The sequence below is a fragment of the Galbibacter sp. PAP.153 genome (genome assembly GCF_037029175.1).
Taxonomy (GTDB): Bacteria; Bacteroidota; Bacteroidia; order Flavobacteriales; family Flavobacteriaceae; genus Galbibacter; species Galbibacter pacificus.
On the sequence record NZ_JAZEUN010000005.1, the window covers coordinates 1 to 25,184 of the forward strand.

Below are 25,184 nucleotides of genomic sequence, written 5' to 3' on the forward strand. Positions count from 1 at the left end.
TATAATTAGATTTACCTCCTGTTTTATTCTTACGTAAAACGTATAAAAACTTGATACAATAGTTTTTCGGAAGGTAAACTCGAAAACTATTTTGCCTCGGCCGGGTATCACATCCTTCGGTACGGACAGCACCCCCTCTCTAATATTGAAACCGGCTATCGCTCCATCTGTTGTTTGAAGGAAAATTAAATGGAATGTCCCCCAAACAGTATGTTATCCATCCCTTGAATATAGAAGGCCAGTCTCAAAAATGGAAGAACTACCTTCAACAAAAAAAGATAGATAATTTGAAGAAAAATCAGTTGAGATTGTTTTGAATCCTGATAAAGATTACATATCCTCACCCCACTCTTGAAATCGCCTATCGCATTCCTTTTTGGGCAGGTTAAGCTTAGGGTTTATGACTTCACATAATTCTTTCAATTTCTCCGACGCCCGTTCCGGAGATATGGTCTCTGCCGCTACCATACAATCAAAGACCCATAAGTGACCATGAACCTCTACCGCCTTTTCTTTAGCAAACTTTCTTAAGGCATTGTCGCTGGTAAGCAACGTCCCCTCATTCTTTTGTGCTTGGTAAAAAGCAGAACAATCCTGCTGTGATAGCTTGGGTTTACCCTGTTGTATTATAGTGATCGCTATAAGATCATCGGCTTCCATATCATGTACCTCTAAAACATCACCATCTATATAAGGCAAAAGTGCTTCCTGTTGTTCGTCAAACAATTCATCCAAAACCAAAGATGTCGTTAAAAACTCAAATTCCAATGCAAAGAAATGAGGTAGGAGTCCCAAATCCACCAGGTCAATTAAAATATTGGCATCGTTGACAACAATTCTCATATGGCAACAAATTCTTTACGAAATGCTGCCAATTTCTGATTGGATAAATTGGCGGCTTTACTTAGTGAAATTACCTCCTCGGAAGCCGCACGGTATAACAACTGTTTAAACCTGTTTGAATTCTCCTTTCCGATATAACTACCAAGCCCTGCTTCGGTCTTATTCCTAGAGATCCATTTCCTGAAATTAATGAACAGGTGCTCCGAAATAACACCCAAATCCTTAGCCCGGGCCATGATAGCCTGAATGGAAATACCATAGGTCTCTTTAATCGAAACTAACTCAGGGAGGGAGATATGGGTACGTTTCCCCCCAAGTTCAATTTTAAAAGTCTCTTCCGGAATCAACATGGCAGCAGCAAATTGAAAACACTTTCGTTCAACCTCCTTGTGCTCCAATTGATCTGAAAAATTGAGCAATAAATGACCCAGTTCGTGAAGTGCAGTTAAACGTTTCCGTTCAATACTAAAGTTCTGATTTAATACAATAACCGGGAATTTACGATCAGCCCAACCCGAAAATCCATCAAAGGCTTCCGGAGCGTCAATCTCGATGACCTTTATTTCTTTATCCTCTAACAGTTCTATAACATTAGGCAGAGCATTAAGACCCAATTTCCATTTTTTTAGCAATAAATTGACTGCGTTTTCAATATCATCCTGGTTCTTAATCACCAAATGGGCTATCGGGTTTCGAAATTCCGATTTTATGCTGAGAAACTGCTCCAACTCTAGGTATCGCTCCACAATGTCGACTACCTTTTCCCGGATGGCATTTACCCTTTTTACACCGAGTTTACTTTTTTTCCTGAATTCTATCTGTTCAATCTCAACATTGAACTCCCGGAAGAAGTAATCCGGTTTAACTCCCAAGGCCTTCGCCAAAACGATCAATACCTTGCCATTAGGCATCATTTCCCCGCGCTCATATTTCGAAATGGCATTTTTGGACACCATCCCCTCAATACGGGCAACGAGCTCATCCTGCGAAATTGCAGCAAGAATACGGGCACTTTTTAATCGTTTGGCAAATAGTTCTTTCATAGTGACAAGGTTTACAAAACAATGCAAATATACAAATTTGTAAACTAAAAAGCAATAGACACGCCATTCTCACCGGTGAAGTTAAAAAAAACAATGCCCCCATTTAAAGCTTATGTATTAGGGTCATCAACCACTTATAAATCTAAGCTATCATTTCTACTTTTCTCGAAATCCTGTTATAATACTTGCCTTTATAATCCAGAATATGCAATAGTACACGTTCAATATACCACAAACTAAGCCGTAAAGTCTCATGTCTTACCAGCCTATCAATTTCTTCTAATTTAACTCGCTTTTTCTTTTGAGAATGTACAATAGCGTTTCGAATAAAAGTTATTATTTCCGGACCATCCCCTTCCTGAAAATTGTTATTTCTACTTAAATATCCTAAAAGTTCCACACATTCCTCTGGTACTTCAGCCGAAAGATTTATTTGTGACAATAGCACTCTAATCTTATTAGCTGCACTCATATTTTCACCATCCCTACCCAAAATAATCTTTCTGCTTTCTACGATCAGCCAGTTAAATAGCAATTCCAAATTTGTTTGCGACAAAATTATAGCCCCTTCAATGAATATTGAATTATTATTTGCTTCTACAAACCAATGAACTGATGTCCTTATAAAATCTTGATCCTGTATCCACAGCTTTCGAAAACCTTCCCATAAATCATTAAAGTTTATAAAATCATATACAGGCACAACAGAAGGACTGTTTTTATGAATATCAACATGATAATTCGAAAAATCAGTCCATTGAATTTCTCCACCCAAATAACCTTGCCTGCAAAAAGACGATAACCTTCTCCCATTTAGAAATGTCAGGAACCTACTAAGACAAAATAAAATGTCCTTAGCTTTCTCTTCTTTAATCGGCTTGTCGCTTTTTAAAATGCCGCTTGCCAAAAATATATATATCCTCCTTCATTTTTCAGCTTGTCATATAACTCCTTATAATCTGCTGACAAATCAATATTAATTTCTATTCCATCGTAACTTAAACTAATACGATTACTATATGTTCTTGTTCCATGTCGAACTACATCTCCCGGAAATCTTTTGATATTAGGTAGGCTAAAACGAATCTCATTCACTCTTTCCGATATGTTTCCCAAAACAACCGAAGAACTAAACACAGCTTTGATATCAACTATTGTTTCGTCTTCTACTGTTCTTGCATTACCATGATTGGTAATAAAGCAATTTCCTATGTTATCTTCATCTATGATTACGTTATAGTAATTATCCTCCGTTATCCATTGAAAAACCTCAAAAGGATGATTTACCTTAACCTCTCCTTCGAGTATGACGTTTATTCCAGGAAACCAAGTAAGTACAATTGTACCAATAACAGAAATATCCTCAATATTCTTTTCTGCGTTCTTTAAAACAAAAGCCCCACTATGGATAATAATCTTCTCATTTGGGTTATTCATTAAATAGGGACTATTATATAGTTCCGGTATATCTTGTATTTCCATTTAATCCAATATTATAAGCTATTTGAAATCATAATTAGAAATATAAGACATTATTGATAATTATATCCAAGAATAGGCACAATAAAGGGACAGAAATGGGTTAAGTTCGCTTAGCAGTACTTCCAAAGGAATAAGCAATACATAGTTATATATTCATACAATATTACCGAAAGTTAAACCCGCAAAATATTTGCATACCTACAGAAATGAAACCTTTAAGAGAACTCACCTCCATGGAACTCCGAAGAGGATTAGAAAATGCCATTATCTCTAATGGTAAGATTGTCAACATAGTGTCAAAAAGCTATAGCCATATTCCTAATGAACTTTTCTTCAAAAAGGCCGAGCAGATGCTCATTGACTCCCGTTTGGACTATCACCGTCAGACCATCAACAGGTCTGATCGGTCCTTCAGTATGGATTTTATCATTGAAGATAATTCCTAGTTTACGGTAAATCATAGGGAGGATCAGATACTACCGATGCTGCGGTTCATCAATTCCTACGATGGCAGTGAAAAGACTTCAGGACATTTTGGTTTCTTTAGAAAAATATGTGCCAACGGCCTGCCTGCACGTAGCACAGTCACATATTGCCTTTTCCGTAAAACATAGCAGGAACAGTATACAACTGATCATGCCGAAGTTAGAATTGCTTTTCCAAAAATTTCTGGACAACGAATTTTACACCATCTCCAACCTGTTCAGCCGGATGATGACCATCCCAATTCTGGATACTGAGGAATTCGTCAGGGAAGTTCTGGAACGGACAAAACTGTTTCGTTATGAGTGCAGTGATAAAAATGATAATCCTTCCAAAAAAGTGCAAAAAACGGGGATAGTATACCACTCGTGGCGGGTGAAATCCGCTGCAAGTGGATCACTTTACCCGCCCTATCCACCCAATGGCGGTAAGCATCATAACCATCGTCAAACTTTCCTTTATATTTAGCAGTATATGCAGCCGGAGAATGGTGCGGTGCATGGTTTACCCCTGGGTTAAACCACATGTAGAACGGTTTTGATGGATTGGTAGCATTTTTGTCACGTAACATTTTAATAGCTTGATCGGCTAAGTCTTTAGACATGTGATAACCTTCTTCTGGTGAATAAGGTTGGTCTATAAAATGATTGTCTTCCACCAAGCGGGATATCAGTTGTTGGTTTCACCTCCAAGAAAACCATAAAAACGATCAAAACCGTTTTGTGTAGGTCATTCTGAACGACTTCCTCCCGGAGCTATATCTTGCTCGGGAACATTGTGGTTTTTACCAATCCAAAAAGTACTCCAACCATTGTCTCTTAGTATCTGTGTAAAAGGAGCACAATCATCCGGCACATGCCCATTGGACCGCGGGTAACCATCAACTGTTTCGGTAATAGATGCCATCCTGTTTAAATGATGATTTCTACCGGTAAGAAAGTAGAGCGTGTAGGCGAACACAAAACTGTGGTATGCCATTACGTATAGGTTAATCCATATGCAGCTAACCTATCCAGTGTTGGCATATTAATACGCCCTCCATAGGCAACCAAGCTCCCAGCCCGGTATCGTCGTACAATACAAATAAAATATTGGTAGCACCCTTAGGAGCAGATTTAGGTATGTAAGCAGCCCAATCGGATTTTGAATCCCGAATGTCCAATTCTATTTTACCTTTAAAACCATCGTCTGTTGCAGATGATGATTGTCCTATATCTTGAGCATCAGAATCAGACTGTTTGCAACTATATGTACATAAAGCTAAACATAAAAGCACAAGACAGGAAACAAAACCACTTTTCAGTGTTCTTTTCATAATTATATAATTTTATAGTTGGATACATTCTTAAGTTTACAATAAATTTTCACATAGGGATATACCATCTAAAACCGAGCCGAATCCCCCAATTGGTGAGGTTCCTTGTATAATCATCTGATCGGTAAGCCATAATTTCAGGCTCGATATAGGCGTTGTATTTTAATTTTCCAGACCAGATGTACCCGACTCTAAAATTCATAGGAATGGCAACCTTCCCGGTCTGGTAATCTATTTGCCATTCGGGCTCCATCCCTGCATATACCCCATTAGGCCACGTATAGAAAATATTGGGTTGTAAAACGGCAAAGTTGTTAGAACCAAATTCATCGTTTTTACTTATGGAAAAGAAATTTTCCCAAATCCAATACATTTGCCAGTTCCCTAAATCGGTAAAAGTAACAGTAAATGCCGGGCCAATCTGTAATTGAGAAGAGCCCAGTTCGGGTGCGGTAGCAGTTGGAACAGTTAAATTCCACCCCGCACCAAATTGCCCCCATTGCTCTTTCATAAGAATAAAGAATTGGTTTAAAGTAATATCGCCCAGACCAGTAACTCCATTGGGAGCGGTATTCAAAAAAGCAATAACCCTAATAAGCTGGGGCAGTGGAACAAGAGCCCCTTTTTCTAATGGGATTATTCCCCTTAATCTAAAGTTTTGTGCTATCCCATCGGTATTTTCGGTATCAAAAATCACAAACTCTTCCAACTGAAGTTGCCATGCCAAAGTGGTCGGGTTAATTACCTGTTGTGATAGTTCTACAGAAGTTTTACCATCTTGATTCCCTGTAACTTCTTGTTCATTACTGTCTTCCTGCGAAAACATGAACGGTGATACCATAATTAGCAAGATGCAAGTAATGTATGTTTTAATAGCTATGTACATTGGCCGAAGATGTTAATATATGGTTTGGGTTATTTAACCTCATAAGGATATATAACTTTCCAGTCGTCTTTCATGCTGGCTATGGTCCACCCTTTTTCGTTAGCTTCGTCAAGTGCCTTATCGAATGTCCCGACGGGCGATTTTCTATCATAAGACCATTCTCTTATGGAATCGGTGTGGTGCACATACAATTTGAAGCTTTTGTATTTATTAGCATCAGTCCATCTTAACATTTGCAGATCGCCATCGGAATTCCCAGCTGCAAACACCGGTTTACGGCCTATGTACCTGTTTATCCCTACGGGTTTTCCTTCCTTGTCGTCTACCAAATCTATAGCGGGCAATCGTTTGATTACCGGGCTACCATCATTGTAATCGTACTCTGTTTTTACACTGCTCCCTATTACCTGATTTTTAGGAATACCATATACCCCTTCTGCCCATGGGCGCATAAATTCAATTCCGCCGCCAGAAACTATAAAGGTTTTAAAATCGTTCATCCTTAAATAGTTTAAAAGTTCCAGCATTGGTTGGTATACCAGATCGGTATAAGGTTTCTTTTTTTCAGGATGTTGCGCCGTAGCAATCCAGTCTTTCACTATTGCCTCGAACTCATCGGTAGACACCCCTGCATGTGTTGCCATAACTATTTCCAGGAGCCCTTTTTCGCCTTGTTCCATCAATGTTGGCATGTCGTTTTCCAGAACTGCCTTAAAAGGTTGCTTGTTCTTCCATTCCGGATGGTCGGCCGCCATGGCCTTTACCCGGTCGATGGCAAAAAAGAACTGGAAATAAATGGGCTTTTCAGACCATAAAGTACCATCGTTATCAAAAGTGGCAATTCGGTCTGCCTTGGGGATAAAACGCTCGCTATTCTCATTGGTTATTTCTTCTACATAATCCATAATGGCTTTTTTTGTTTTCCCGTTATTCCAGGACGGCAAGGGATCGGCCGCCGCAATAGGTTTAGAAACAGGTATTGTTTCTGTGTCTGTTTTAGTTTCTGTTTTGGATTGACATGACAATAGGGTGCTAAGCACTACCATAAGCCCCAACAAATAAACTTTTAGTGGTTTAATTTCAATTTTCATAGCTCTTTTATTTGAAAAATATATTTTACAATCTTTCAATACTTTCATTAAAATTTACATAAAGAAGCATTGCTTTTTATTGAAGCTTGAGGGGAATCTCGCAGGAGGGGGGAATTTATCATTTACAAAAAAATAAAAGTTAAAGCATCTATTTGTTTGTAATTTACTTGTTTACACTTATTAAAGATACTATTAAAATTGTAATCCCAACACAAAGTCGTTGAATTTGTAAACATATTTTTTTCGAATCGTTATTTAAATGATATTTTTTTACGAAATTGACAAGCGCTAATGCCAAAACTTAAATTAAAACACCGCCAATGTCACAATATATTTTAGCGTTCGACCAAGGGACCACTAGCTCCCGTGCCATTGTTTTTGATGAAAAAGGAAACTCAAAAGCAACTGCACAAAAAGAATTCACCCAAATCTTCCCAAAACCGGGTTGGGTAGAGCACCATCCGGATGAAATTTGGTCCTCTCAAATTGCTGTTGCCGCCGAAGCTGTGTCTAAAGCTAAAATTACTAGCAATGAAATTGCGGCAATTGGAATTACCAACCAACGTGAAACCACTATTGTCTGGAACAAAAAAACGGGCGAACCTATTTACAATGCCATTGTTTGGCAGGACAGAAGAACTTCCGGTTATTGTGATCAACTTATAGAAGAAGGTTGGGAAGATATCATAAGAAAAAAAACAGGTCTGGTTATAGATGCCTATTTTGTGGCCACGAAGGTAAAATGGATATTAGACCATGTTGAAGGAGCCAAAGCGATGGCAAATAAAAACGACCTTATTTTTGGCACTGTAGACTCTTGGTTGGTTTGGAACCTTACCAATGGCGAAAAACATATTACCGACGTTACCAACGCTTCCAGAACGCTTTTATACAACATCCATACGTTGAATTGGGACGACGAATTATTGGAACTCTTTGATATTCCAAAATCTATGTTGCCCGACGTATGCGATTCCAGTGGAAACATTACAGAAACATCGGGGGCCTTATTTGCAAAGAAAATCCCCATTAGTGGCATTGCCGGCGACCAACATGCAGCTTTGTTTGGACAAATGTGCACCAAACCCGGTATGGTAAAAAACACCTATGGCACCGGATGTTTTATGCTGATGAACATTGGCGAAAAGCCCATTGTATCCAAAAACAGGCTCGTTACTACCATTGCCTGGAAAATTGAGGGCCAAATTAATTATGCACTTGAAGGAAGTATTTTTATTGCGGGAGCTGTTGTGCAATGGCTCCGTGACGGACTGGGTATTCTTAAATCGGCTTCACAATCAGAAAAAATGGCAACGAGTGTCGATAGCACAGATGGCGTTTATTTTGTTCCTGCATTTACTGGTTTGGGAGCACCTTATTGGAACCAGCATGCAAGGGGAACAATGGTAGGCATTACCCGGGGCACAAATCTAAACCACATCGTGAGGGCTTCTCTGGAAAGTATAGCTTTTCAAACATACGACGTACTCAAGGCCATGGAAGCCGATGCAGAAATTTCCATTAGAGAACTTCGGGTAGATGGTGGTGCTACGACCAATAATTTTTTAATGCAATTCCAATCGGATATATTAAATACCAAAATAGTAAAACCCGGCACCACCGAAGTAACTGCACTTGGGGCCGCATACTTGGCCGGCCTAGGGGTAGGCTATTGGAAGAACATGGAAGAAATTAAACAAAAGTGGACCGTAGACAAACAATACCTTCCGCAGTTAAATAAAAAAATTGAAGAGCAACTCATAGAATGGCAAAAGGCATTTCGTGCCACGAATGCTTGGTCTAAACAATCTTAATAAATATGTCGGTATTTACAGCAGAAATTATAGGAACTTTTATGCTTATCCTCCTAGGAAATGGAGTGGTAGCCAATGTTATTTTAAACAAAACAAAAGGCCATGGATCCGGATGGATCGTTATTACCACGGGTTGGGCCTTGGCCGTTTTTATAGGCGTTGTCATTGCCGCCCCATACAGCGGCGCACACTTAAACCCAGCCGTAACAATTGGGCTAGCCGTTGCCGGAAAGTTTTCTTGGGCCCTGGTTCCCGTTTATATTACAGCCCAGCTTATTGGCGCCATACTGGGAAGTTTTACCGTATGGCTTATGTATAAAAACCATTATGACGAAACCGAAGACCCGGCAACCAAGCTTGCAACTTTTTGTACTTCCCCGGCCATCCAAAATACATTTTCTAATATGTTAAGTGAAGTTATTGGAACTTTTGTGTTGATTTTTGCTATTTTCTATTTCACCGACCCCACTATGGGGGATCATGCCCAAACTCCAATCGGCATGGGTTCTTTAGGTGCCGTTCCCGTTGCTTTTTTGGTATGGGTTATTGGCTTATCGCTTGGCGGCACAACAGGTTATGCCATAAATCCGGCTCGTGATTTAGGGCCACGAATTGTCCATTTTATTATTCCCGTTGACCGAAAAGGATCAAGCAATTGGCATTATGCATGGATTCCCATTGTGGGCCCAATTATAGGAGCTGTTTTAGCAGCAATTCTTTTTTTACTTCTGAAATAAAATGAAAAAAGCTGCACAAAGCAGCTTTTTCAGTTATATTAATTTCAATTTTAATTCAAACTAAAAACGAGTCCGCCGCCCAAACTAAATTGGTAAATGGTCGAATAGGTAGTCACGCCCGTTTGCGGACCATATGCACTAAAATAAAACCCGCCCCCGGCAGCTTGTACAGCCGATAATAATTGTGCTTGAAGCTTTATCCCCACATAATCGCTCATCCAATAAATACCTCCGAGTTTTGCGCCCCAGCTAAATTTAGTAACATCAGAATCCCTATCGAGGTCCGGATTATGCAAATTGGCAAACATAACTCCAGCCATTAACCCTCCAAAACCCTGAAAAGGCGCATTAAGACTGCTAAAATATCTATTCCCGCCCAACATTAAATAATTAATGCCCAAATCGAAGTTAGTTCTTTGCACCCCATTGGAATAAAGCGTTTGGTAGGTGGTAGGCGAATCGGTATCTTGGCGGAAGTATGTTAACTCTACCCCCATATAAGGGCTTGGTTTGTATTCACCACCTATCCCCCATTGCAAACCTCCTTTAATTTTCCCGTTGTAATATGCATTGTAATCGTAATACGAGTCGAAGCTATCATCGAAAACATAACTTCCGTAAACTGTCACATTAAAATCTTGTGCAAAGATGGCTCCTGTACCTAACAGAAACACCATAATAAAACATATTTTTTTCATAGCGTCTTGATTTAATATTCAATTTTATCTGTATTTCAATTCTTAATTATTCCCTTAAAGTCCGAATCGGTAATTAGCCGATAGCAAGATTTGGACCCGCCCGCGTCCTACACCGGTTTCCATTCGGTACCACCAACTTTTACCATGATTGTATTGCACCCCCAATTGAAGGGAAACACTTCCCAGCGGTTCTTTGTCAAAACGATAGCCCAATTCGGCATCGCCTGGCGTCCTTCCTGTCAGCCAATTATCTATTTCGGTCACCAATTTATCAACTATAATTTTTTGCGAAGGCCGTAAGTCGTCGTACCAATTATGAGCAGCATCGCCTATTTCGTCTTTGATTTCCTGAAGTTTTGCTTGGTCGAACCTCGAAAAAACATCTTTTAAGGGTAATGAACCCGTTGAATTCCTTGCCAAATATTGATGCTGTAACCCAATGCTTAAATTGATATTATGATAACGCTTCCTGAAGCCAAAACTGCGCCCAACCCTGAATGAGGTTATAGTACCAAAAACGGGCTCGTTTAACGAACTTATATGCGACCAGGCTGCATTGAAGTTTGCCACAGCAAAATAATTTCCAGATCCGTAAGCCAATACGGTTCCCATTCCATAAGTATCTGCCGTTGGTTCTGTAGGGATTTCAAATTCAAAAGGAGATATCAGCTCAATATTATTAATGCTTTGGGTCCGCGCATAAAGTGCATATACGTTCCAAAATGGAAATATCCATGCATCTGCCCTAACGTTTACCACATGCGCCGTGTTTTTTACCGTATCAAACTGAATGAACTCCATGGGGACAAACTCGCTACCGTCAAAGCTAAGTTGCATATTGGTGATGTCCAACCTTGTTTCCTGACCCACATAATTTACCATAATACCAAAAGGCAATGGCAAATCGTGCCCCAATTTTTGAACGCGGTCTCCATAAATAGGCAAAAAATAAGGGTATGGTGTGCTTTTTAAACTGTCTATATGTGCTTGGTCCTTCTTTTTAATGGCTACATCCTGAGCTAAAAGGCCGTGTGACAGAAAAAGGACACATATAATTAGAATGTTGTTTAAAGTTTTTGTTGATTTTGGGACTTTCATTCGGTTTATTTTCAATATATGGTGTTTTTTGTATATCGCTAATACTGTTTTAAACTAAGGTTATACTATCTAACTAGATTTTTTTCGATTGTTTTATCAGGCTTTTCCAATAGTTCCCCACCAAAGTTGGCATCTCTACCAAAACTGTTGAGCGCTTTCATGGCTTCCTTCATGGAAATAGGGATATACCTGCAATTTTTAATTAAAAAAAACCTTACTTCCCCGGCATCCAATTTTGGGGCATCGGGAATAAATATGCTGTAATAATTATCTTTGGTTCCTGTAATAAACGCAACGCGGTAATACAATTCTTCTTGTAGCAATATTGCTTTCCAGTTTTCGCTTCTTTTATGTTTTGCCTTTGGTTTATCACCTAACAAACGGTATTTTAACATTTGCATGCTGGGGAAAAGTAAAAACAGTTTATCTTCCATTTTCTGCCCCCAATCGTTCACCAAGCCTTTTTGTACCAAAAACCCGCTTATGTAGCATATTAACAGCAAAATAAAAACGGTAATTATAGTTACAGTTGCCGCGCCAAACAGCGAATGTATGGAAAGCAGGTCTACCAATTTTCTCCCAATAGGAAATAACAGTTTAAGGGCATGACTAATTAATATTATTAAAATAAGCAATGGCGTTAAAAAAAACACCCCACCTATAATAACTGCATTTGTAGACCTGTTAAATATTTTCATGAAAAGCTTGTTTAACTTGTAATGTAATCTTTCAAGTCCTGCATTTACTCCATAAACTGTAAATTTATACCAGCAAATAACTGAAACTGTGGCTGTGTACCACTTGTAAGCATAGAATATTGCGGTTCAACAAAGCAGTTTACCATTGTTTTACCAACATTAACCACTTTCCCGATACCTAAGCCTATTGGCACGCTATAAGCATTACTTTTAAAATCGAAATACCATATGGGTGCACCCCTTAAATAAGTGCCTTTACCAAGTTGCCAGAAATAAAAAGGTTGAATTGCCGCGCCATTGGTATCTTGCCTATCACTTTGTCCGGCAAAAGAAGCCTGCCATGTTACGAGTCCTCCAAATTGAAAAACAGGAGATTTTGCAATAAAGGCCACGATGGCAAAACCACCTTGCCATTTCCCGGTGCCCAGTACTTCATCGGTGGCGGTGGGTGCCGTTACCATAGGCCCAGCCCCGACCGTAGTTGTTGCATTGGACACAAAACTATATGAAACAAATGCGTTGGTGTCTCCCAGACCACTAGTTGAATTAACAACTCCCGTGGCCATATTTGGCATTGCAATGGTACTTAATGCCGAAGATACCCGCAATAAAAATTTACCTCCTGCAAAGGGTTTGGCAAATCTAACCCAACTTGTATTCATATAAGCCTCGTCTGGGGCGTTGGATAATTTTGGGACATAATAATTTTGAAAGTTAAGTGCCGTCATATTTGCCAAGGGGTTGTTGGCCTGTGCAGCACTTGCCTGTTTGTCTGCGTCTTGTGCAAAACCCATTCCCATGGAAAAAAATAATACCACCAATAGTGATAGATTTAATTTTTTCATAGTAAAACTAAATTGATTGGTTATCTATAAATTTCATTAAGCACGTACAGTTGCCTGTATGGGCAAACCTGCCGTTTTTTATAGGAAAGGGGAAGAATAAATGTTCTTGTTAAAACAAATATACAACATTTAGGTTATGGTTGTTTTTTAAATGGGGAAATAAAAGTGATGGTTTTTGGCAGATTACTATTCATATAGCCGTAACCTATTTTTAAGGGATTGTAGTTCCTTGTTCATTTCATCAACTCGGTCCAAAAGGTGAGCTATGGTTTCCAAACCTTCTAGATTTATCCCCAAATCATGATACAACCTTACCATTTTTTCCAGTTTTGGCAATTCGTCTTCTTGTATAAACTGTTTTTCTCCTTCTTTTTTTAGATGAATTAACTTTGCTTCGGTAAAATGCATTACAAAAACTTCGTCTACACCATAATTGTTACAAAACTCGGATATTGATATGATATATTTTGATGCCATCGTTATGATTTTAAAGATTTGCTTTTTTTAATTTTTCAAACAGTTCTTTTTGTTCATCGGTAAGCTTGGTTGGCATTTGTATTTGATAAGAAATGTACAAATTGCCATAAGCGCCTTCCTTTTTATAAACTGGAAATCCTTTTCCCTTTAATTTTACCTGCTGTCCGTTTTGGGTTCCCGGGGCCACTTTTAACTTTACCTTGCCATCAAAGGTTTCGGTGGTAATCTCTCCGCCAAGTACGGCGGTTGTTAAGTTTATGGTTTCGGTTTTGTACAAATTGGCGCCTTCCCGTTTAAAGGCTGTATTGTTTGCTATGGAAAAAGTTATGTAGAGGTCGCCATGTGGGCCACCGTTTACACCCGGTGCGCCATGTCCTTTAATTTTTATGGTCTGGCCGTTTTCTATACCTGCCGGAATGGTAATCCTGATATTTTTTCCGTTTACGGTAAGTGTTTGCTTATGTGTGGCGTATGCACTTCGGAGGTCCAAATGAAACTCGGCGTTAAAATCCTGTCCGCGGAACTTGGTTTGCCGCTGTTGCCTGCCAAAACCCCTGCTCCCGAACATCGATTCGAAAAAATCTGAAAAGTCTTCTTCTGATGCGCCTCCTGAATACGTAAATGGATCGCCCGAGGAATATTGTTGGCGTCCGCTATATTGTTGTTGTTGCTTGGCTTTTTCAAATTCTTCGGCATGTTGCCAATCCTTTCCATATTGATCGTATTTTTTTCGTTTTTCGGGATCGCTCAATACTTCATTGGCTTCATTAAGCTGTTTAAATTTTATTTCGGCCTCTTTGTTGTTCGGGTTTAAGTCCGGGTGGTATTTTCTGGCTAACTTTCTATAGGCTTTTTTTATATCGGCTGTAGAAGCGCTTTTATCGAGGTCGAGTACTTTGTAGTAATCAATAAATTCCATATTTAACGTTTAGCTATATTTTTCAACCAAATTTTACAAATTCCACTTATTAAAAATACGTATTTTATATTAAACATGAGTCGGTTTATATTTAAAGAAACCAACCAAAAGTAAAACTACTTTTCGCCTAAAATTTCTTTTAAAACATTTAATTTTGGCTACCTTTTATCTGTAGCATGCAGTAAAGTCGGTATCTTTTATTCTACAGAAAATCGAGGGGGCTTTGCGCCGATTTTAATGAACTATGTGCCACATGTGTATAAATTTGAGTGGTCTTGATAGAATTATGCCCCAGTAATTCCTGGATAAACCGGATGTCTGCACCACTTTCCAATAAATGGGAAGCGTAGCTATGACGTAGCCCATGTATGCCTATTTTTTTTCTAATGCCGGCAGCTTTCATTGCTTTTCTAAAAACATGCTGCACACTACTTTTCGAGTATGCCCCACCATATTGGCCTTCAAACAAAAACTTTTCAGGCTTATATATTTTCCGGTATTGATTGAACAGCCCTAAAACCGACTCGGGTAACGGAACATAGCGATCTTTCTTCCCTTTGGCAGAAGCTATAAGCACATAACGATCGCGAATATCTATGTCTTCCAATTTGGACAACTTCGCTTACCCGGAGCCCCATACTGTAACAAAGTTTTAGAATGAGTAGGTGTTTTGGGTTTTTTACCTGTTTAAAAAGGAGTTTTATCTCACTTTTATTTAGTGTTTTGGGTAATGTTAACGGTTTTTTGGGGCGCGGAATGTCAAAAAACATTTTGGGCTGGTGCAATACTTGTTCAAAGTAAAATTTAATGGCATTTATTTTACCGTTCATTTTTCGTTCGCGCATTTTTTCCTGTTTTAAACAATACAGAAAATAATCTTTTAAACGTTGGGATGTAAGCCTTTTTACCGGATAATCATTCAAGAGTTTTAACAGATGTGCAAATTCGCTCAAATACATCCGGATGGTATTGGGGCTATATGCCTTGAGCTCTAACTGGTTTCTCATTTTTGCATAGGCCTCCCGATTAACAGGATGGATCTGCAACCCCTTTTTTTGCTCTATGTTATTTTGCGGAAGGCCCAAAACTGTCCTTACCGATGGTAAATCGGGCAAGTACCATGCTTTATTGGTGTTGCTCCACTTGGCCGAAGGGAATTGTTTTCTCAAGGCATCTTTAAGCTTAAGGTCAAACGGGAACTTGACAAAAATAACCGGTTTTTCCCTATGACATCCAAATTGGTATTGATATAGACGAATCTCCATTGTATTTTTTATTTAGTAAATATACGAATATGATATATAAAATAATGAATACTGAAAATTAAAAATACGCTAAAAAATGGACTAGTTGCTAGTGCAAAAAGGTTAAGACTTGAACTTACAAACAAAGGATTCGATTTGGAAAAAACCGAACTCGATAGTTGTAAATTAATCAAAGACAAACTTCAGATATTTATATCAAACAATCGGAAAGAATCTAACTTTATAGTTGAAACTAAAAAAACTGACAACAGATATTTAATGCTTCCCATTAATCATTTAATACCTGAATTACCTTCTTTCCAACCGATAAAAAAAGAGTTGGATAATTCGACCATCATAATTGCTGGAGAAAAGTTTAAGCCATTTGAACCATCGGAAAGTGAAAAGGAAAAAGGATTAGAAATATTAAAAAAATGTATTGGCTCTAAAACAACTAATAAGAATGTACTAATGACTGACGGAATGAAAGACAAAAACGGATTATCAATATTGTCTTTTATTACAGTTGGAGAGTCAGACATGAATAGATATAAAGTTATTCTTGAAAAAGAAACTTGTGAAAAAGAATGAAAAACTACAGCCAATGGCAACCATTGCAAAACCCTTCGGGACTTGTGTTTAAATTGTTAGATGTTAGAAAATTAATCTCTAAAATTTAAACTTATATCAAAACTCATGTTATTTAGCCTCCCACCCCGAAAAACAATTTATGTGCCTTCTTGTAATCTTGTTTTGTATCGATATCCATTACAAAGTCTCCCGCGGGAATGGCAATAACGTTGTCCTCGTTTTCCTTTATAATCTGCTTAGCACCTTCATCTGCGTTTAATTCTTCCAATAAATTAAAATATTTCTGCGGAAAAATTGCCGGCACACCAAGTTTTTTCCTGAATTGAGAAGCAATAATACTTTGACTTTCCTGCTGAAATGTATGTTGAAGTGTTTTTAAATACCTGCCCGTAACGAAAGGTTGATCGCCCAAAACAAACAAAATCCCGTCAAAATGATGATGTTTTAATTCTTTTACCGCAAAAGCGATGGAACTTCCCAAACCATTTTTCCAGTTTACATGCTTTAAAATAGGGACGTTCAAGGTTGTTTGCTGCTCAATTAATTCGGCATTTGCGCCCAACACCACAAATACATCTTCAAAAATTGGAGTTGCAATACATATGCTATGCTCCAACAACGTTCTGTCTCCCCATGGCAATAATTGTTTTGGAACCCCCATCCTGTTGGAAGCCCCTGCTGCAAGGATTATTATGGCTATTTTTGGTTTCATTCTTGGTCTGTTTGTTGTTTAGTGTTCGTGTCGTATCCTTAGTTCCTTGTCGCTATTTGTTAATCATGTATGTATACGTCCTTTTTTGTCTTTTAACGGAATTACTTTTTGTTCCCTAAAAACCGATAATATCTCGGCAATTATGGAAACAGCTATTTCCTGTGGTGTTTCTGCACCTATATTAACCCCCGCCGGTCCGTGAACCGATTCAAAAAAATCGAGATCTATGTCCGGTTGGTGTTCGGTAAGTTCGTTAAACAACTTTTCCCTTCTTCTTAACGGACCTAAAATCCCTAAATACCTATGCTTTTCATTGGTTAATTTTAATAAATACTGTAAATCTTTGGAGTAGCTGTGTGTCATTAATACTACCGCCGTCTGATTGTCTATTATGGCAGGATCGAATATTTCGGGCCTTGTATTGACAATAGCTTTGGCCCCGGGGAAGTTTTCCAATGTTTTCGGGTCGGTTTCGGGAGCTACAATGGTTATTTCCCACCCGCATGACGATGCCATTGCACATAATTGAACAGCATCGTGCTCGGCTCCGATAACAAGTAATTTTAACGATGGCTTTAATATTTGTGCAAAAACATCGAGCGAAGCTGGTGCAACCCTTGAAAGTTTTTGGTTAAAGGGAAAAACGGCATCACCCGGGAAAGTCACCAAAGTGCCGTATCGGGCATCCGCTCCGTCCTTTGCTTCAAAAAAAGAATGCAAGTGCAGTGCTTCACGTTTGTTTATAGCTTCATCAAAAGCACTCAAAAATTCATTGGAAACATCAAAAGGTTCAATTAAAATATACAAAATCCCTTCGCACCCTAATCGGTAACGCCCATCATATGTTATTAACTTTGGAATATCATCGTTAAAAACCGATAAACTTTGCCTTTGCACTTCTTTTTCTACGCATCCGCCGCTTACGGCTCCTATCATGGTTCCATTTTCATGTATTAGCATCCGTACGCCGGGCTTTCGGTAAGAAGAACCTTCCAAGGCAACAACGGTAGCCAGTACACAACGATCGCCTTTGGTTTTTGCTTTTTTATAAAACGTAACGATATGTTGTAGCTCGTGCATCATAATTGCGCTATTTTATTTATAGAACTCATTTCGAGTTGGTACAAACCTAACAACCGTTCCCTTTTCAAACATTTCCTGCGGTGGCAACTGAATAAATCCGTCGGTTTCTGCCAAGCTCATTAAGTCCCCCGAACCATTTGCTGTGACTAAAAAAGCTACTTTCTTCCCATTTTCATCATTCAACTTTACATTTTTAAAAACGGTTAACGGAACCTCATTGGAAACCGCTTCGCCCAAAACAACTTTCATCGCTTTTTTTGACAATTCCATGCAAGCCGCAAGCCATGCCTTAAAATACACATGGTAATTGGCAAAGGTAGACACTGGATTCCCCGGGAAAGAAAAAATAACAGTCTTTGTTTTTGGATGCACCCCAAACCAAAAGGGTTTCCCGGGACGTTGTTTTACCCGGTGAAATACCTTTTCTACCTTCAATGCTTCAAAGGCTTCCGGAATATAATCGTACTTTCCTTTGGATACACCCCCGCTTAAAATAAGTACATCATTGCTATGTAGCAATTCCCGCAAGCTATTTGTAATCGCTTCTTTATCATCTTTTAAATGGACGTGTTGGGGTGTAATTTTATCGGCTTCCAAAAGGGCATGCAACGAAAGCATGTTGGATTCCCGTATTTGGTGCGGCAACGGTGTTTCATGAACCGCAACCAATTCGTTTCCGGTTGATATCAACGTAACTTTGGGAAGTTTTTTCACCAACACCTCCACCTTTCCCACAGCGGCCAAAATGCCTATTTCGGCTGCCGTTATTTGGGTATTTTTTTTTATCACCACGGTTCCTTTGGTTGTATCGCTGCCTTGCCAATGTATATTCTGACCTTTTTTTACTTCTTTTTGAAGTGTTGCCGTTCCGTTTCCAATATGTATGTCTTCATACATCACGACGGTATCGGTGTTTTCGGGAAGTACGGCGCCCGTCATAATCTCCAAGCAATGCGATACATCTTTCAGTTTGACTTGCTGGGTTCCGGCAGCCACGATTCCTTCAATGGGAAATGCATTGCGTTGCTGTTCGATTGCCGAATAATGTATTGCTATTCCGTCTTTTGTAGCCCTGTTAAATGCAGGAAAATCCCTGTCGGCCAGAATATCTTCTGCCAAAATACGGCCCAAGCTACTGGTAAACAGCACTTTTTCGGTTCCGTAGAACTCTTTTTGCTCTAAAACTTTTTTATAAGCCTCTTTAAAAGAAATCATGCTGTTTTTATTTTTATCCATTCTCTTCATTTTATACCTACACGATTTTAAAACCATGCAAGAGGTTTATTTGTAAAAACAGTCGGACCGCCACGCGTACCTGCACTTATATGTTTATCAATCCCAATCCGTTATTCAACAATACGCGCAATCCTACAATAAACACCAAAACAGCGGTCAGCAATTTAATGCCTCTTCCGCTTAATTTGTTCAAACTAATCCTAATTCCTATTTGCCCACCAATAAATACGACCGCCAACAATATTAAACCTTCTTTCCAAGGAAAAATAAACATCTGGTTGGTTACGAGCCCTGCAATGCCCGAAATGGAATTCACCAAAATAAAAAAGCTGGCCAAAGCTGCAATTTTAATTGAAAAATCCCATCGCATATGGTTAAGTATCGGTGCTAGGAAAATTCCGCCACCAATGCCTACCAAGCCTGACAAAAACCCTATTCCGGCCCCCAGTGCATAGGTTACCCAAATGGGATACTTCTTGGCCGTAAGCCGTGTTTTGCGTTTTTTTTCCTTTAAACTTTGTGTGGCCAACAATATGGCCGAAATCATTAATGCTATTCCTAAAATAATGAAAAAAACATATTCTTTCAACCTAAAAGATGCCCCTAAATAAGCCAATGGAATACTGGCTACCACAAAGGGAATAAACTTTTTTATGTCGAAATGCCCCTTTTTATAATACAAAATCGTGCTTCCCGACACCACCATTAAATTACATACCAAGGCAATGGAACGAATAACAAAAAAGCTTGCAAAAAATAGGGTAAGTAATGCCAGGTAACTGCTTCCGCCGCCAAAACCAACCGAAGAATATAGCACGGCTATGATAAAAAAACTGAGCGAAAGAATAAGTAACGAATCAAATGTTAATTGCATTTTTTAAATATTTATTAATCCCGCCTTCAAGTTCACGGAAATTTCTATTGAACTGTTCTTTTAAATATTTAGAGGCTTTTGCGCTTCGAATACCAGATTGGCATACCAGAACCACTTCTTTTGAAGTATCTATTTCATGCTTTCGCCTGCTCAATTCCTGCAACGGAATATTATAGGAAGAATCTATATTGAAGTTTTTAAATTCTTCTGAAGTACGAACATCTATAATTTGAAGCTCCGCATTGCTGTTTAACATATTTTGAAGCTCGTTGACCGAAATTAAATCATCCATTTCGCATAAAACTTCTTCATAATTGGTTTCCAACTGGGTACGGTGCAGGTTTTCTTTTACCGCCTTGAACATAATTTGCTGGTATTGTTGCTGAAGACCGTTAAAAATCAATAATTTTCCTGAAAGCGGTCTTCCAATACCCGTTATAATTTTTACGGTTTCCAATGCCTGAAGGTTTCCTATAATTCCGGGAATTATGCCCAAAACCCCATTTTCGTTACAATTGGGCATTTCTCCCTTTCCGGGCATGGTAGGGAACAAACAGCGGTATGTAGGCCCGCCCCGGTAATTAAAAACGCTCACTTGCCCTTCAAATTCGTGCAATGCTCCATAAACAAAGGGTTTTTCTAGCATTACACAAGCATCGTTAATTAAATAGCGCGTAGGGAAATTATCGGTTGCATCTACCACAACATCATAATCCTTTATAATTTCCAATGCATTTTTGTTGCTTAGGTATGTGGGGTATGCGTTTATTTGGGTTTCTATATTTTGGGCTTTCAGTTTTTTTGTTGCAACCTCTAGTTTGGGCAAGCCCACATCGGCTTCTGCATAAAGTACTTGCCGTTGAAGATTGGAAAGGTCGACAATATCGTTTTCCACAATTCCCAAAGTACCTACGCCCATGGCATTGAGATACTGCAAAACCGGAATTCCGAGACCGCCGGCACCCACAACCAAAACTGCGGATTGTTTCAGCTTTTCTTGCGCTTCTTCTCCAAAACTTTTTAAGATGGTTTGCCGTATGTATCTATTTTCCTTCAATTTTTTTTCAGTTTATTGATGATTTCCAGATAATCTTCTTCTGAATTTGCATTTAAAAGTACATCTTCTTGCACTGGTTTCACAATTTCCACATCATTATTCAGCAAGAAATTTACTGGAGAAGCCAATTTTCCTTCTTCTAAATAGTTTTCAGCTCTTTTTAATCCATCGGCCTCCCAGATAGCGCATAGAGGTTCGGGAAATGATTGTTTAGAAGACTTAAAAGCGGTTGCATATTTAGTAGCATTTCGTGATAAAACAAGCTGTTTTATTGCTTTTTCATCAATTAAAGGAAGATCGCATGCCAAAACCAGCCAAGCAGCATTTTTGTCCAAATGGTGAGCACTCAACAAGCCGTTAAAAGGTCCCGGATATAGGTTTTTGTCCACAATAAGATTTATTTCATGGCTAAATCCCTGTGCCTGCTCCTTTCTTACGCTCATGAAAACCTTGTTGCAGCGCACTTTTAATAAATTATAAAGATATTCCCTTTGCGGTTTTCCGTGATAATTAAGCAATCCTTTGTCTTTTCCCATTCGGGTGCTTTTCCCGCCGGCAAGGACCAATCCGTATAACTTACCGGTTGAAGTCACTTTTTCCACCAGACTTTTTTTCCAATTGAATATTGGTAATTTTAATGTCGTGCGACAATGCTTTGCACATATCGTAAATGGTCAAGGCACTGACCGAAACTCCCGTTAATGCTTCCATTTCCACTCCGGTACGCTCGTTGCATTTTACCGTGCATATTATTCTCAAAGTGTTTTCTATAGGCTGAATATCAATATTGATTTTGGATAATGATAATTGATGACAAAGCGGAATAAGGTCTGCTGTTTTTTTTACCGCTTGAATTCCCGCGATAACCGCAGTTTGTATGATGCTTCCTTTTTTGTTTGAAAATTGAGCCTCTTCCAGTTGATTAAAAACATCCTGAGGAAAAACAACCAGACCCGAAGCCGTTGCAATACGCTCGGTTTTATCTTTCCCAGAAACGTCTACCATTGTGGCTTCGCCGTGTTTGTTTATATGTGATAGTTTGTTCATTGCTGTTCGTTGGTTGTTGATTGTTGTTCGTTGGTTTTTGGTTTCCTGCAAGGTTGAAAACCTTCAAACTTTTAACTTTATAACCTTACAACTTTCAAAATATATTATCCTCCAATGGAAGTCATGGAATTATTGAATACCCCATTGTATTTTTGTTGTTCTTCAAATCCGGTTTTAGATCTGCTTCCTATGGCTGCCAAGATATGTTCCTTTATTTTTTCTTCAGAATTTTCCCCGCGTAAAATATCGCGGATGTTCATTCTGGGCTTTCCGTACAAACAGGTAATAACATCGCCAATGGCCGAAATACGCAAGCGGTTGCAACTACCGCAAAAAGTACGAGAAAATGAAGGGATTAACCCAAATGTACCTTTGTAACCTTCTATTTTATAATTCATGGAAGTCGATGTTGATGGCGATTCCAATTTTTTTATTTCGTCAAAGTGTTGTTCAAGGTAGCGGTAAATCGTTTTATAATCCCATTGAATGGAACTAAATTGCTTTGAACCCCCATTGAACGGCATTTCCTCCAAAAACCGAACAGATACATTGTAATATTTGGTCAATGCAATAAGCGGAAGGATTTCTTCTTCGTTTTGCCCTTCCAAAACAATGCAATTAATGCGGACATTAAAATCTTCTTCAATTAATTTTATCAGGTTTTCATAAACAACATCATATTGTTTCCGTCGGGTAATCCGTTCAAAAGTTTCCTTTCGGATGGCATCCAAACTCACATTGATGTCTTTAATTCCCAAAGATTTTAACTCTTTTATGTACGGGCCAATCAATGTGGCATTGGTGGTGACCGAAATTTCTTCCAAATCTTCTAAGTTTGCCAAATGCCGAAAAAGCACCATAATGTCCTTGCGAACAAAAGGTTCTCCACCAGTTAACCGGATTTTGGTAATGCCTTGTGAAACCATAATACTGCTTAACCGGCACAGTTCGTCCATGGTAAATATATTGTCCCGCTTGGCAAAATCAATCCCCTCTGCCGGCATGCAATAGTTACAACGCAGGTTACAACGATCGGTAATTGCCAATCGCAGATAATTTATTACCCTGTTATGGTTGTCTATAAGCATTTTTTTGTTTCAGGTTTCAGGTTTTCTATTCTACAAATTCAATTTTTAAAAGCTTTCCATTTTCAAACGTTGTTTTATCCCCCGCTTACGGGCGGGATTAAGGCAACCTCATCGTCTATGGTAACCAAGGCTCCGTCTTCGGCATAATGACTGTTTACCGCAATGGCCAAGGAAGATAAATTAGCAAGCGCTGGATACTTCTTCATTAAAAACGATTTTAACTCGCTTACATTCTCAATTACGGCATCCGAAGGAATTTTTAATACCTCCTCACCAATAATTTCTTTCGTTATACCAAACAATAATACTTGCATGTTTCTTTCTGCTTTCTTGTTTTATCAGCATAAGTTAATTAAAAACGAAGGAATTAAAAATCTATTAAACCTTATTTAACATTCCTATTGTATTATTTTAAAATGTTGTTTTATTTTTTATGAAGTTTACATTTTTACTTCAATAAATTATCTGATAATTCCTCCAACGATTTCCCTTTGGTTTCTGGCATTAAAAAGATAACAAAAAGCAATTGCAGCACCATCATCCCGGCAAAAAAGTAAAATATAACCGCCGGCCCCACCTTTTCTGTAAAGTAAGGGAAGAAATTAGTGATTAAAGCGGCAAAAACCCAGTGTGTTGAACTTCCTAGCGACATTCCGTAGGCGCGGACCTTATTGGGGAAAATCTCTGAAATAAACACCCAAATAACAGCACCTTGCCCAATGGCGTGCGAAGCGATAAAAAGAAAAGAAAGTATGGGAACGATAGCTCCTTCGGTATTTTCCAAATCGAATGCCCTTCCAATAAAAAACAGGGAAACTATATAACCTACCGAGCCTATGTACATGAGTTTTTTTCGCCCGCTCCTATCAATTAAGTACATTCCAACCAACGTAAAAATCAAATTTACAATTCCGACACCAACCGTTGAAAATAAAGACGATTCGGCTCCCAGGCCTGCATCCTTGAAAATTCGCGGTGCATAATAAATAACCGAATTGATTCCGGATAATTGATTGAAAAAGGCAAATAGGAATGCCAGCAACATCACAAAACTATATTTTTTAGAGAAGAAACTTTTGGCAGAAGCAGTTTCTGTATCGTCTTTCAATGATTTTTTAATTGCTGATAATTCTTCATGGCAATTTTCGGCATTAATTGTCTGCAACGTATTAAAAGCTTCTTCCTCAGCACCGTGTTTTGCCAATACCCAACGTGGGCTGCGTGGCAATTTTTTTATTAAAATAGCAAATACCAATGCCGGAATAGCCTCGACACCGAGCATCCAACGCCATGAGCTTTCCAAATTAAGCAAACTAATGATGTAATTTGAAACATAGGCCATTAAAATACCCAATACTAAATTAAGCTGAAACGAAGCCACCAATTTACCACGGTTCTTGGCCTGCGAAATTTCTGAAATATAAATGGGCGCTGTTACCGAAGATGCACCAACGGCAATACCGCCTAAAAACCTAAAAACGATAAACGAATATACTTCGGGTGCCAAAGCCGAACCAATTGCCGATATTAAAAACAAAACCGCAATCCAATGCAATGTATTCCTCCTCCCTATTTTATCTGAAGGGATCCCCCCGAATATTGCCCCGACCAGGGTTCCATACAAGGCTACCGCAATGGCAAACCCATGCTTTAAATCGTTTAATTCCCATACCTGTTGTATGGCTTGTTCGGCTCCTGAGATTACTGCGGTATCGAATCCAAACAAAAAGCCACCAAGCGAAATGATGATGGCCCATTGCAAAACTTTGTTCATAGGTGCTTCTAATTTAAACGGAATGTTCCATTTTTGGTTGATTAGCGCT

32 protein-coding genes are annotated in these 25,184 nt (G+C 38.8%); 5 read left to right on the forward strand and 27 right to left on the reverse strand.

All coding sequences use genetic code 11. From position 1 onward, the window contains the following. Positions 1–330: 330 nt before the first annotated feature. The 4 genes from UXI14_RS03570 to UXI14_RS03585 form a co-directional block, all read right to left on the reverse strand. A complete protein-coding gene (locus tag UXI14_RS03570) occupies positions 331–843 on the reverse strand; it encodes a hypothetical protein (protein ID WP_335964880.1) in 513 nt (170 codons plus the stop codon). Continuing rightward, complete coding sequence (locus tag UXI14_RS03575) at positions 840–1,886, reverse strand: XRE family transcriptional regulator (RefSeq protein ID WP_335964881.1); 1,047 nt, start codon at positions 1,884–1,886, stop codon at positions 840–842. The genes UXI14_RS03570 and UXI14_RS03575 overlap by 4 nt, the downstream gene beginning before the upstream one ends. Positions 1,887–2,028: 142 nt before the next feature. Then, on the reverse strand, positions 2,029–2,793 hold the full coding sequence (locus UXI14_RS03580; protein WP_335964882.1) for a hypothetical protein: 765 nt from the start codon (positions 2,791–2,793) through the stop codon (positions 2,029–2,031). Next, positions 2,775–3,368 (reverse strand): hypothetical protein, encoded by a 594-nt coding sequence (locus UXI14_RS03585; protein WP_335964883.1) that lies wholly within the window; start codon positions 3,366–3,368, stop codon positions 2,775–2,777. The genes UXI14_RS03580 and UXI14_RS03585 overlap by 19 nt, the downstream gene beginning before the upstream one ends. A 206-nt stretch (positions 3,369–3,574) precedes the next feature. Here UXI14_RS03585 and UXI14_RS03590 point away from each other — a divergent pair, with 206 nt between their 5' ends. Both UXI14_RS03590 and UXI14_RS03595 read left to right on the forward strand, forming a co-directional pair. After that, entirely contained in the window at positions 3,575–3,814 is a 240-nt protein-coding gene (locus UXI14_RS03590; RefSeq protein ID WP_335964884.1) for a hypothetical protein, read from the forward strand. Positions 3,815–3,850: 36 nt separating this feature from the next. Beyond that, positions 3,851–3,982: a hypothetical protein gene (locus UXI14_RS03595; RefSeq protein WP_335964886.1), complete on the forward strand. Its 132-nt coding sequence runs from the start codon at positions 3,851–3,853 to the stop codon at positions 3,980–3,982. A gap of 134 nt (positions 3,983–4,116) precedes the next feature. Here the strand turns inward: UXI14_RS03595 and UXI14_RS03600 are convergent, their stop codons facing one another. From UXI14_RS03600 to UXI14_RS03620, 5 genes are all read right to left on the reverse strand, one after another. Further along, positions 4,117–4,509, reverse strand: coding sequence for a sulfatase-like hydrolase/transferase (locus UXI14_RS03600; protein ID WP_335965053.1), 393 nt, complete (start codon positions 4,507–4,509; stop codon positions 4,117–4,119). 71 nt (positions 4,510–4,580) lie between these two features. After that, entirely contained in the window at positions 4,581–4,829 is a 249-nt protein-coding gene (locus UXI14_RS03605; protein WP_335964887.1) for a hypothetical protein, read from the reverse strand. Between the two features lie 25 nt (positions 4,830–4,854). Then, complete coding sequence (locus UXI14_RS03610) at positions 4,855–5,166, reverse strand: hypothetical protein (protein ID WP_335964888.1); 312 nt, start codon at positions 5,164–5,166, stop codon at positions 4,855–4,857. A 49-nt stretch (positions 5,167–5,215) separates the two neighbouring features. Beyond that, positions 5,216–6,052 (reverse strand): hypothetical protein, encoded by an 837-nt coding sequence (locus tag UXI14_RS03615; RefSeq protein WP_335964889.1) that lies wholly within the window; start codon positions 6,050–6,052, stop codon positions 5,216–5,218. Positions 6,053–6,081: 29 nt separating this feature from the next. After that, positions 6,082–7,143 (reverse strand): HAD family hydrolase, encoded by a 1,062-nt coding sequence (locus tag UXI14_RS03620; protein WP_335964890.1) that lies wholly within the window; start codon positions 7,141–7,143, stop codon positions 6,082–6,084. A 320-nt stretch (positions 7,144–7,463) separates the two neighbouring features. Between UXI14_RS03620 and glpK the strand changes: the two genes are divergently transcribed. Together glpK and UXI14_RS03630 are read left to right on the forward strand one after the other, a co-directional pair. Next, the gene (gene glpK / locus UXI14_RS03625) at positions 7,464–8,957 is read left to right on the forward strand and encodes a glycerol kinase GlpK (RefSeq protein ID WP_335964891.1); all 1,494 of its coding nucleotides are present in this window, start codon (positions 7,464–7,466) and stop codon (positions 8,955–8,957) included. A gap of 5 nt (positions 8,958–8,962) precedes the next feature. Next, positions 8,963–9,694 carry an MIP/aquaporin family protein gene (locus UXI14_RS03630; RefSeq protein ID WP_335964892.1) on the forward strand — a complete coding sequence of 244 codons (732 nt, stop codon included), beginning with the start codon at positions 8,963–8,965 and terminating at the stop codon, positions 9,692–9,694. A 50-nt stretch (positions 9,695–9,744) separates the two neighbouring features. Here UXI14_RS03630 and UXI14_RS03635 read toward each other — a convergent pair whose 3' ends face one another. The 8 genes from UXI14_RS03635 to UXI14_RS03670 form a co-directional block, all read right to left on the reverse strand. Then, the gene (locus UXI14_RS03635) at positions 9,745–10,392 is read right to left on the reverse strand and encodes a hypothetical protein (protein WP_335964893.1); all 648 of its coding nucleotides are present in this window, start codon (positions 10,390–10,392) and stop codon (positions 9,745–9,747) included. Positions 10,393–10,446: 54 nt separating this feature from the next. Continuing rightward, complete coding sequence (locus UXI14_RS03640) at positions 10,447–11,490, reverse strand: hypothetical protein (protein WP_335964894.1); 1,044 nt, start codon at positions 11,488–11,490, stop codon at positions 10,447–10,449. A gap of 65 nt (positions 11,491–11,555) precedes the next feature. Further along, the gene (locus UXI14_RS03645) at positions 11,556–12,188 is read right to left on the reverse strand and encodes a hypothetical protein (RefSeq protein ID WP_335964895.1); all 633 of its coding nucleotides are present in this window, start codon (positions 12,186–12,188) and stop codon (positions 11,556–11,558) included. A 44-nt stretch (positions 12,189–12,232) separates the two neighbouring features. Beyond that, on the reverse strand, positions 12,233–13,033 hold the full coding sequence (locus UXI14_RS03650) for a hypothetical protein (RefSeq protein WP_335964896.1): 801 nt from the start codon (positions 13,031–13,033) through the stop codon (positions 12,233–12,235). Between the two features lie 186 nt (positions 13,034–13,219). Continuing rightward, the gene (locus UXI14_RS03655) at positions 13,220–13,510 is read right to left on the reverse strand and encodes a chaperone modulator CbpM (protein WP_335964897.1); all 291 of its coding nucleotides are present in this window, start codon (positions 13,508–13,510) and stop codon (positions 13,220–13,222) included. Positions 13,511–13,520: 10 nt separating this feature from the next. Further along, positions 13,521–14,429 carry a J domain-containing protein gene (locus UXI14_RS03660; RefSeq protein ID WP_335964898.1) on the reverse strand — a complete coding sequence of 303 codons (909 nt, stop codon included), beginning with the start codon at positions 14,427–14,429 and terminating at the stop codon, positions 13,521–13,523. 202 nt (positions 14,430–14,631) lie between these two features. Continuing rightward, the gene (locus UXI14_RS03665; RefSeq protein WP_335964899.1) at positions 14,632–15,006 is read right to left on the reverse strand and encodes a tyrosine-type recombinase/integrase; all 375 of its coding nucleotides are present in this window, start codon (positions 15,004–15,006) and stop codon (positions 14,632–14,634) included. Next, positions 14,912–15,694, reverse strand: a complete 783-nt coding sequence (locus UXI14_RS03670; RefSeq protein ID WP_335964900.1) for a phage integrase N-terminal SAM-like domain-containing protein — start codon at positions 15,692–15,694, stop codon at positions 14,912–14,914. The genes UXI14_RS03665 and UXI14_RS03670 overlap by 95 nt, the downstream gene beginning before the upstream one ends. A gap of 135 nt (positions 15,695–15,829) precedes the next feature. Between UXI14_RS03670 and UXI14_RS03675 the strand changes: the two genes are divergently transcribed. Further along, on the forward strand, positions 15,830–16,264 hold the full coding sequence (locus tag UXI14_RS03675) for a hypothetical protein (RefSeq protein WP_335964901.1): 435 nt from the start codon (positions 15,830–15,832) through the stop codon (positions 16,262–16,264). A gap of 112 nt (positions 16,265–16,376) precedes the next feature. On the opposite strand, the gene UXI14_RS03680 is transcribed toward UXI14_RS03675, so the two are convergent. From UXI14_RS03680 to UXI14_RS03725, 10 genes are all read right to left on the reverse strand, one after another. After that, entirely contained in the window at positions 16,377–16,976 is a 600-nt protein-coding gene (locus UXI14_RS03680; RefSeq protein WP_335964902.1) for a nucleotidyltransferase family protein, read from the reverse strand. A 63-nt stretch (positions 16,977–17,039) separates the two neighbouring features. After that, on the reverse strand, positions 17,040–18,059 hold the full coding sequence (locus UXI14_RS03685; protein WP_335964903.1) for an XdhC family protein: 1,020 nt from the start codon (positions 18,057–18,059) through the stop codon (positions 17,040–17,042). A gap of 12 nt (positions 18,060–18,071) precedes the next feature. Then, the gene (locus UXI14_RS03690) at positions 18,072–19,295 is read right to left on the reverse strand and encodes a molybdopterin molybdotransferase MoeA (RefSeq protein ID WP_335964904.1); all 1,224 of its coding nucleotides are present in this window, start codon (positions 19,293–19,295) and stop codon (positions 18,072–18,074) included. An 85-nt stretch (positions 19,296–19,380) separates the two neighbouring features. Then, positions 19,381–20,169: a sulfite exporter TauE/SafE family protein gene (locus UXI14_RS03695; RefSeq protein ID WP_335964905.1), complete on the reverse strand. Its 789-nt coding sequence runs from the start codon at positions 20,167–20,169 to the stop codon at positions 19,381–19,383. Then, a complete protein-coding gene (locus tag UXI14_RS03700) occupies positions 20,153–21,226 on the reverse strand; it encodes a HesA/MoeB/ThiF family protein (protein ID WP_335964907.1) in 1,074 nt (357 codons plus the stop codon). The genes UXI14_RS03695 and UXI14_RS03700 overlap by 17 nt, the downstream gene beginning before the upstream one ends. Then, complete coding sequence (locus tag UXI14_RS03705; protein ID WP_335964908.1) at positions 21,223–21,828, reverse strand: NTP transferase domain-containing protein; 606 nt, start codon at positions 21,826–21,828, stop codon at positions 21,223–21,225. Before UXI14_RS03705 ends, UXI14_RS03700 begins: the two co-directional genes overlap by 4 nt. Next, a complete protein-coding gene (gene moaC, locus UXI14_RS03710) occupies positions 21,803–22,273 on the reverse strand; it encodes a cyclic pyranopterin monophosphate synthase MoaC (protein WP_335964909.1) in 471 nt (156 codons plus the stop codon). Before moaC ends, UXI14_RS03705 begins: the two co-directional genes overlap by 26 nt. Before the next feature lie 104 nt (positions 22,274–22,377). Next, positions 22,378–23,361: a GTP 3',8-cyclase MoaA gene (moaA, locus tag UXI14_RS03715; RefSeq protein WP_335964910.1), complete on the reverse strand. Its 984-nt coding sequence runs from the start codon at positions 23,359–23,361 to the stop codon at positions 22,378–22,380. A gap of 74 nt (positions 23,362–23,435) precedes the next feature. Beyond that, on the reverse strand, positions 23,436–23,675 hold the full coding sequence (locus UXI14_RS03720) for a MoaD/ThiS family protein (protein ID WP_335964911.1): 240 nt from the start codon (positions 23,673–23,675) through the stop codon (positions 23,436–23,438). Between the two features lie 134 nt (positions 23,676–23,809). Then, positions 23,810–25,135, reverse strand: a complete 1,326-nt coding sequence (locus UXI14_RS03725; protein WP_335964912.1) for a sugar porter family MFS transporter — start codon at positions 25,133–25,135, stop codon at positions 23,810–23,812. Between the last annotated feature and the right edge of the window lie 49 nt (positions 25,136–25,184).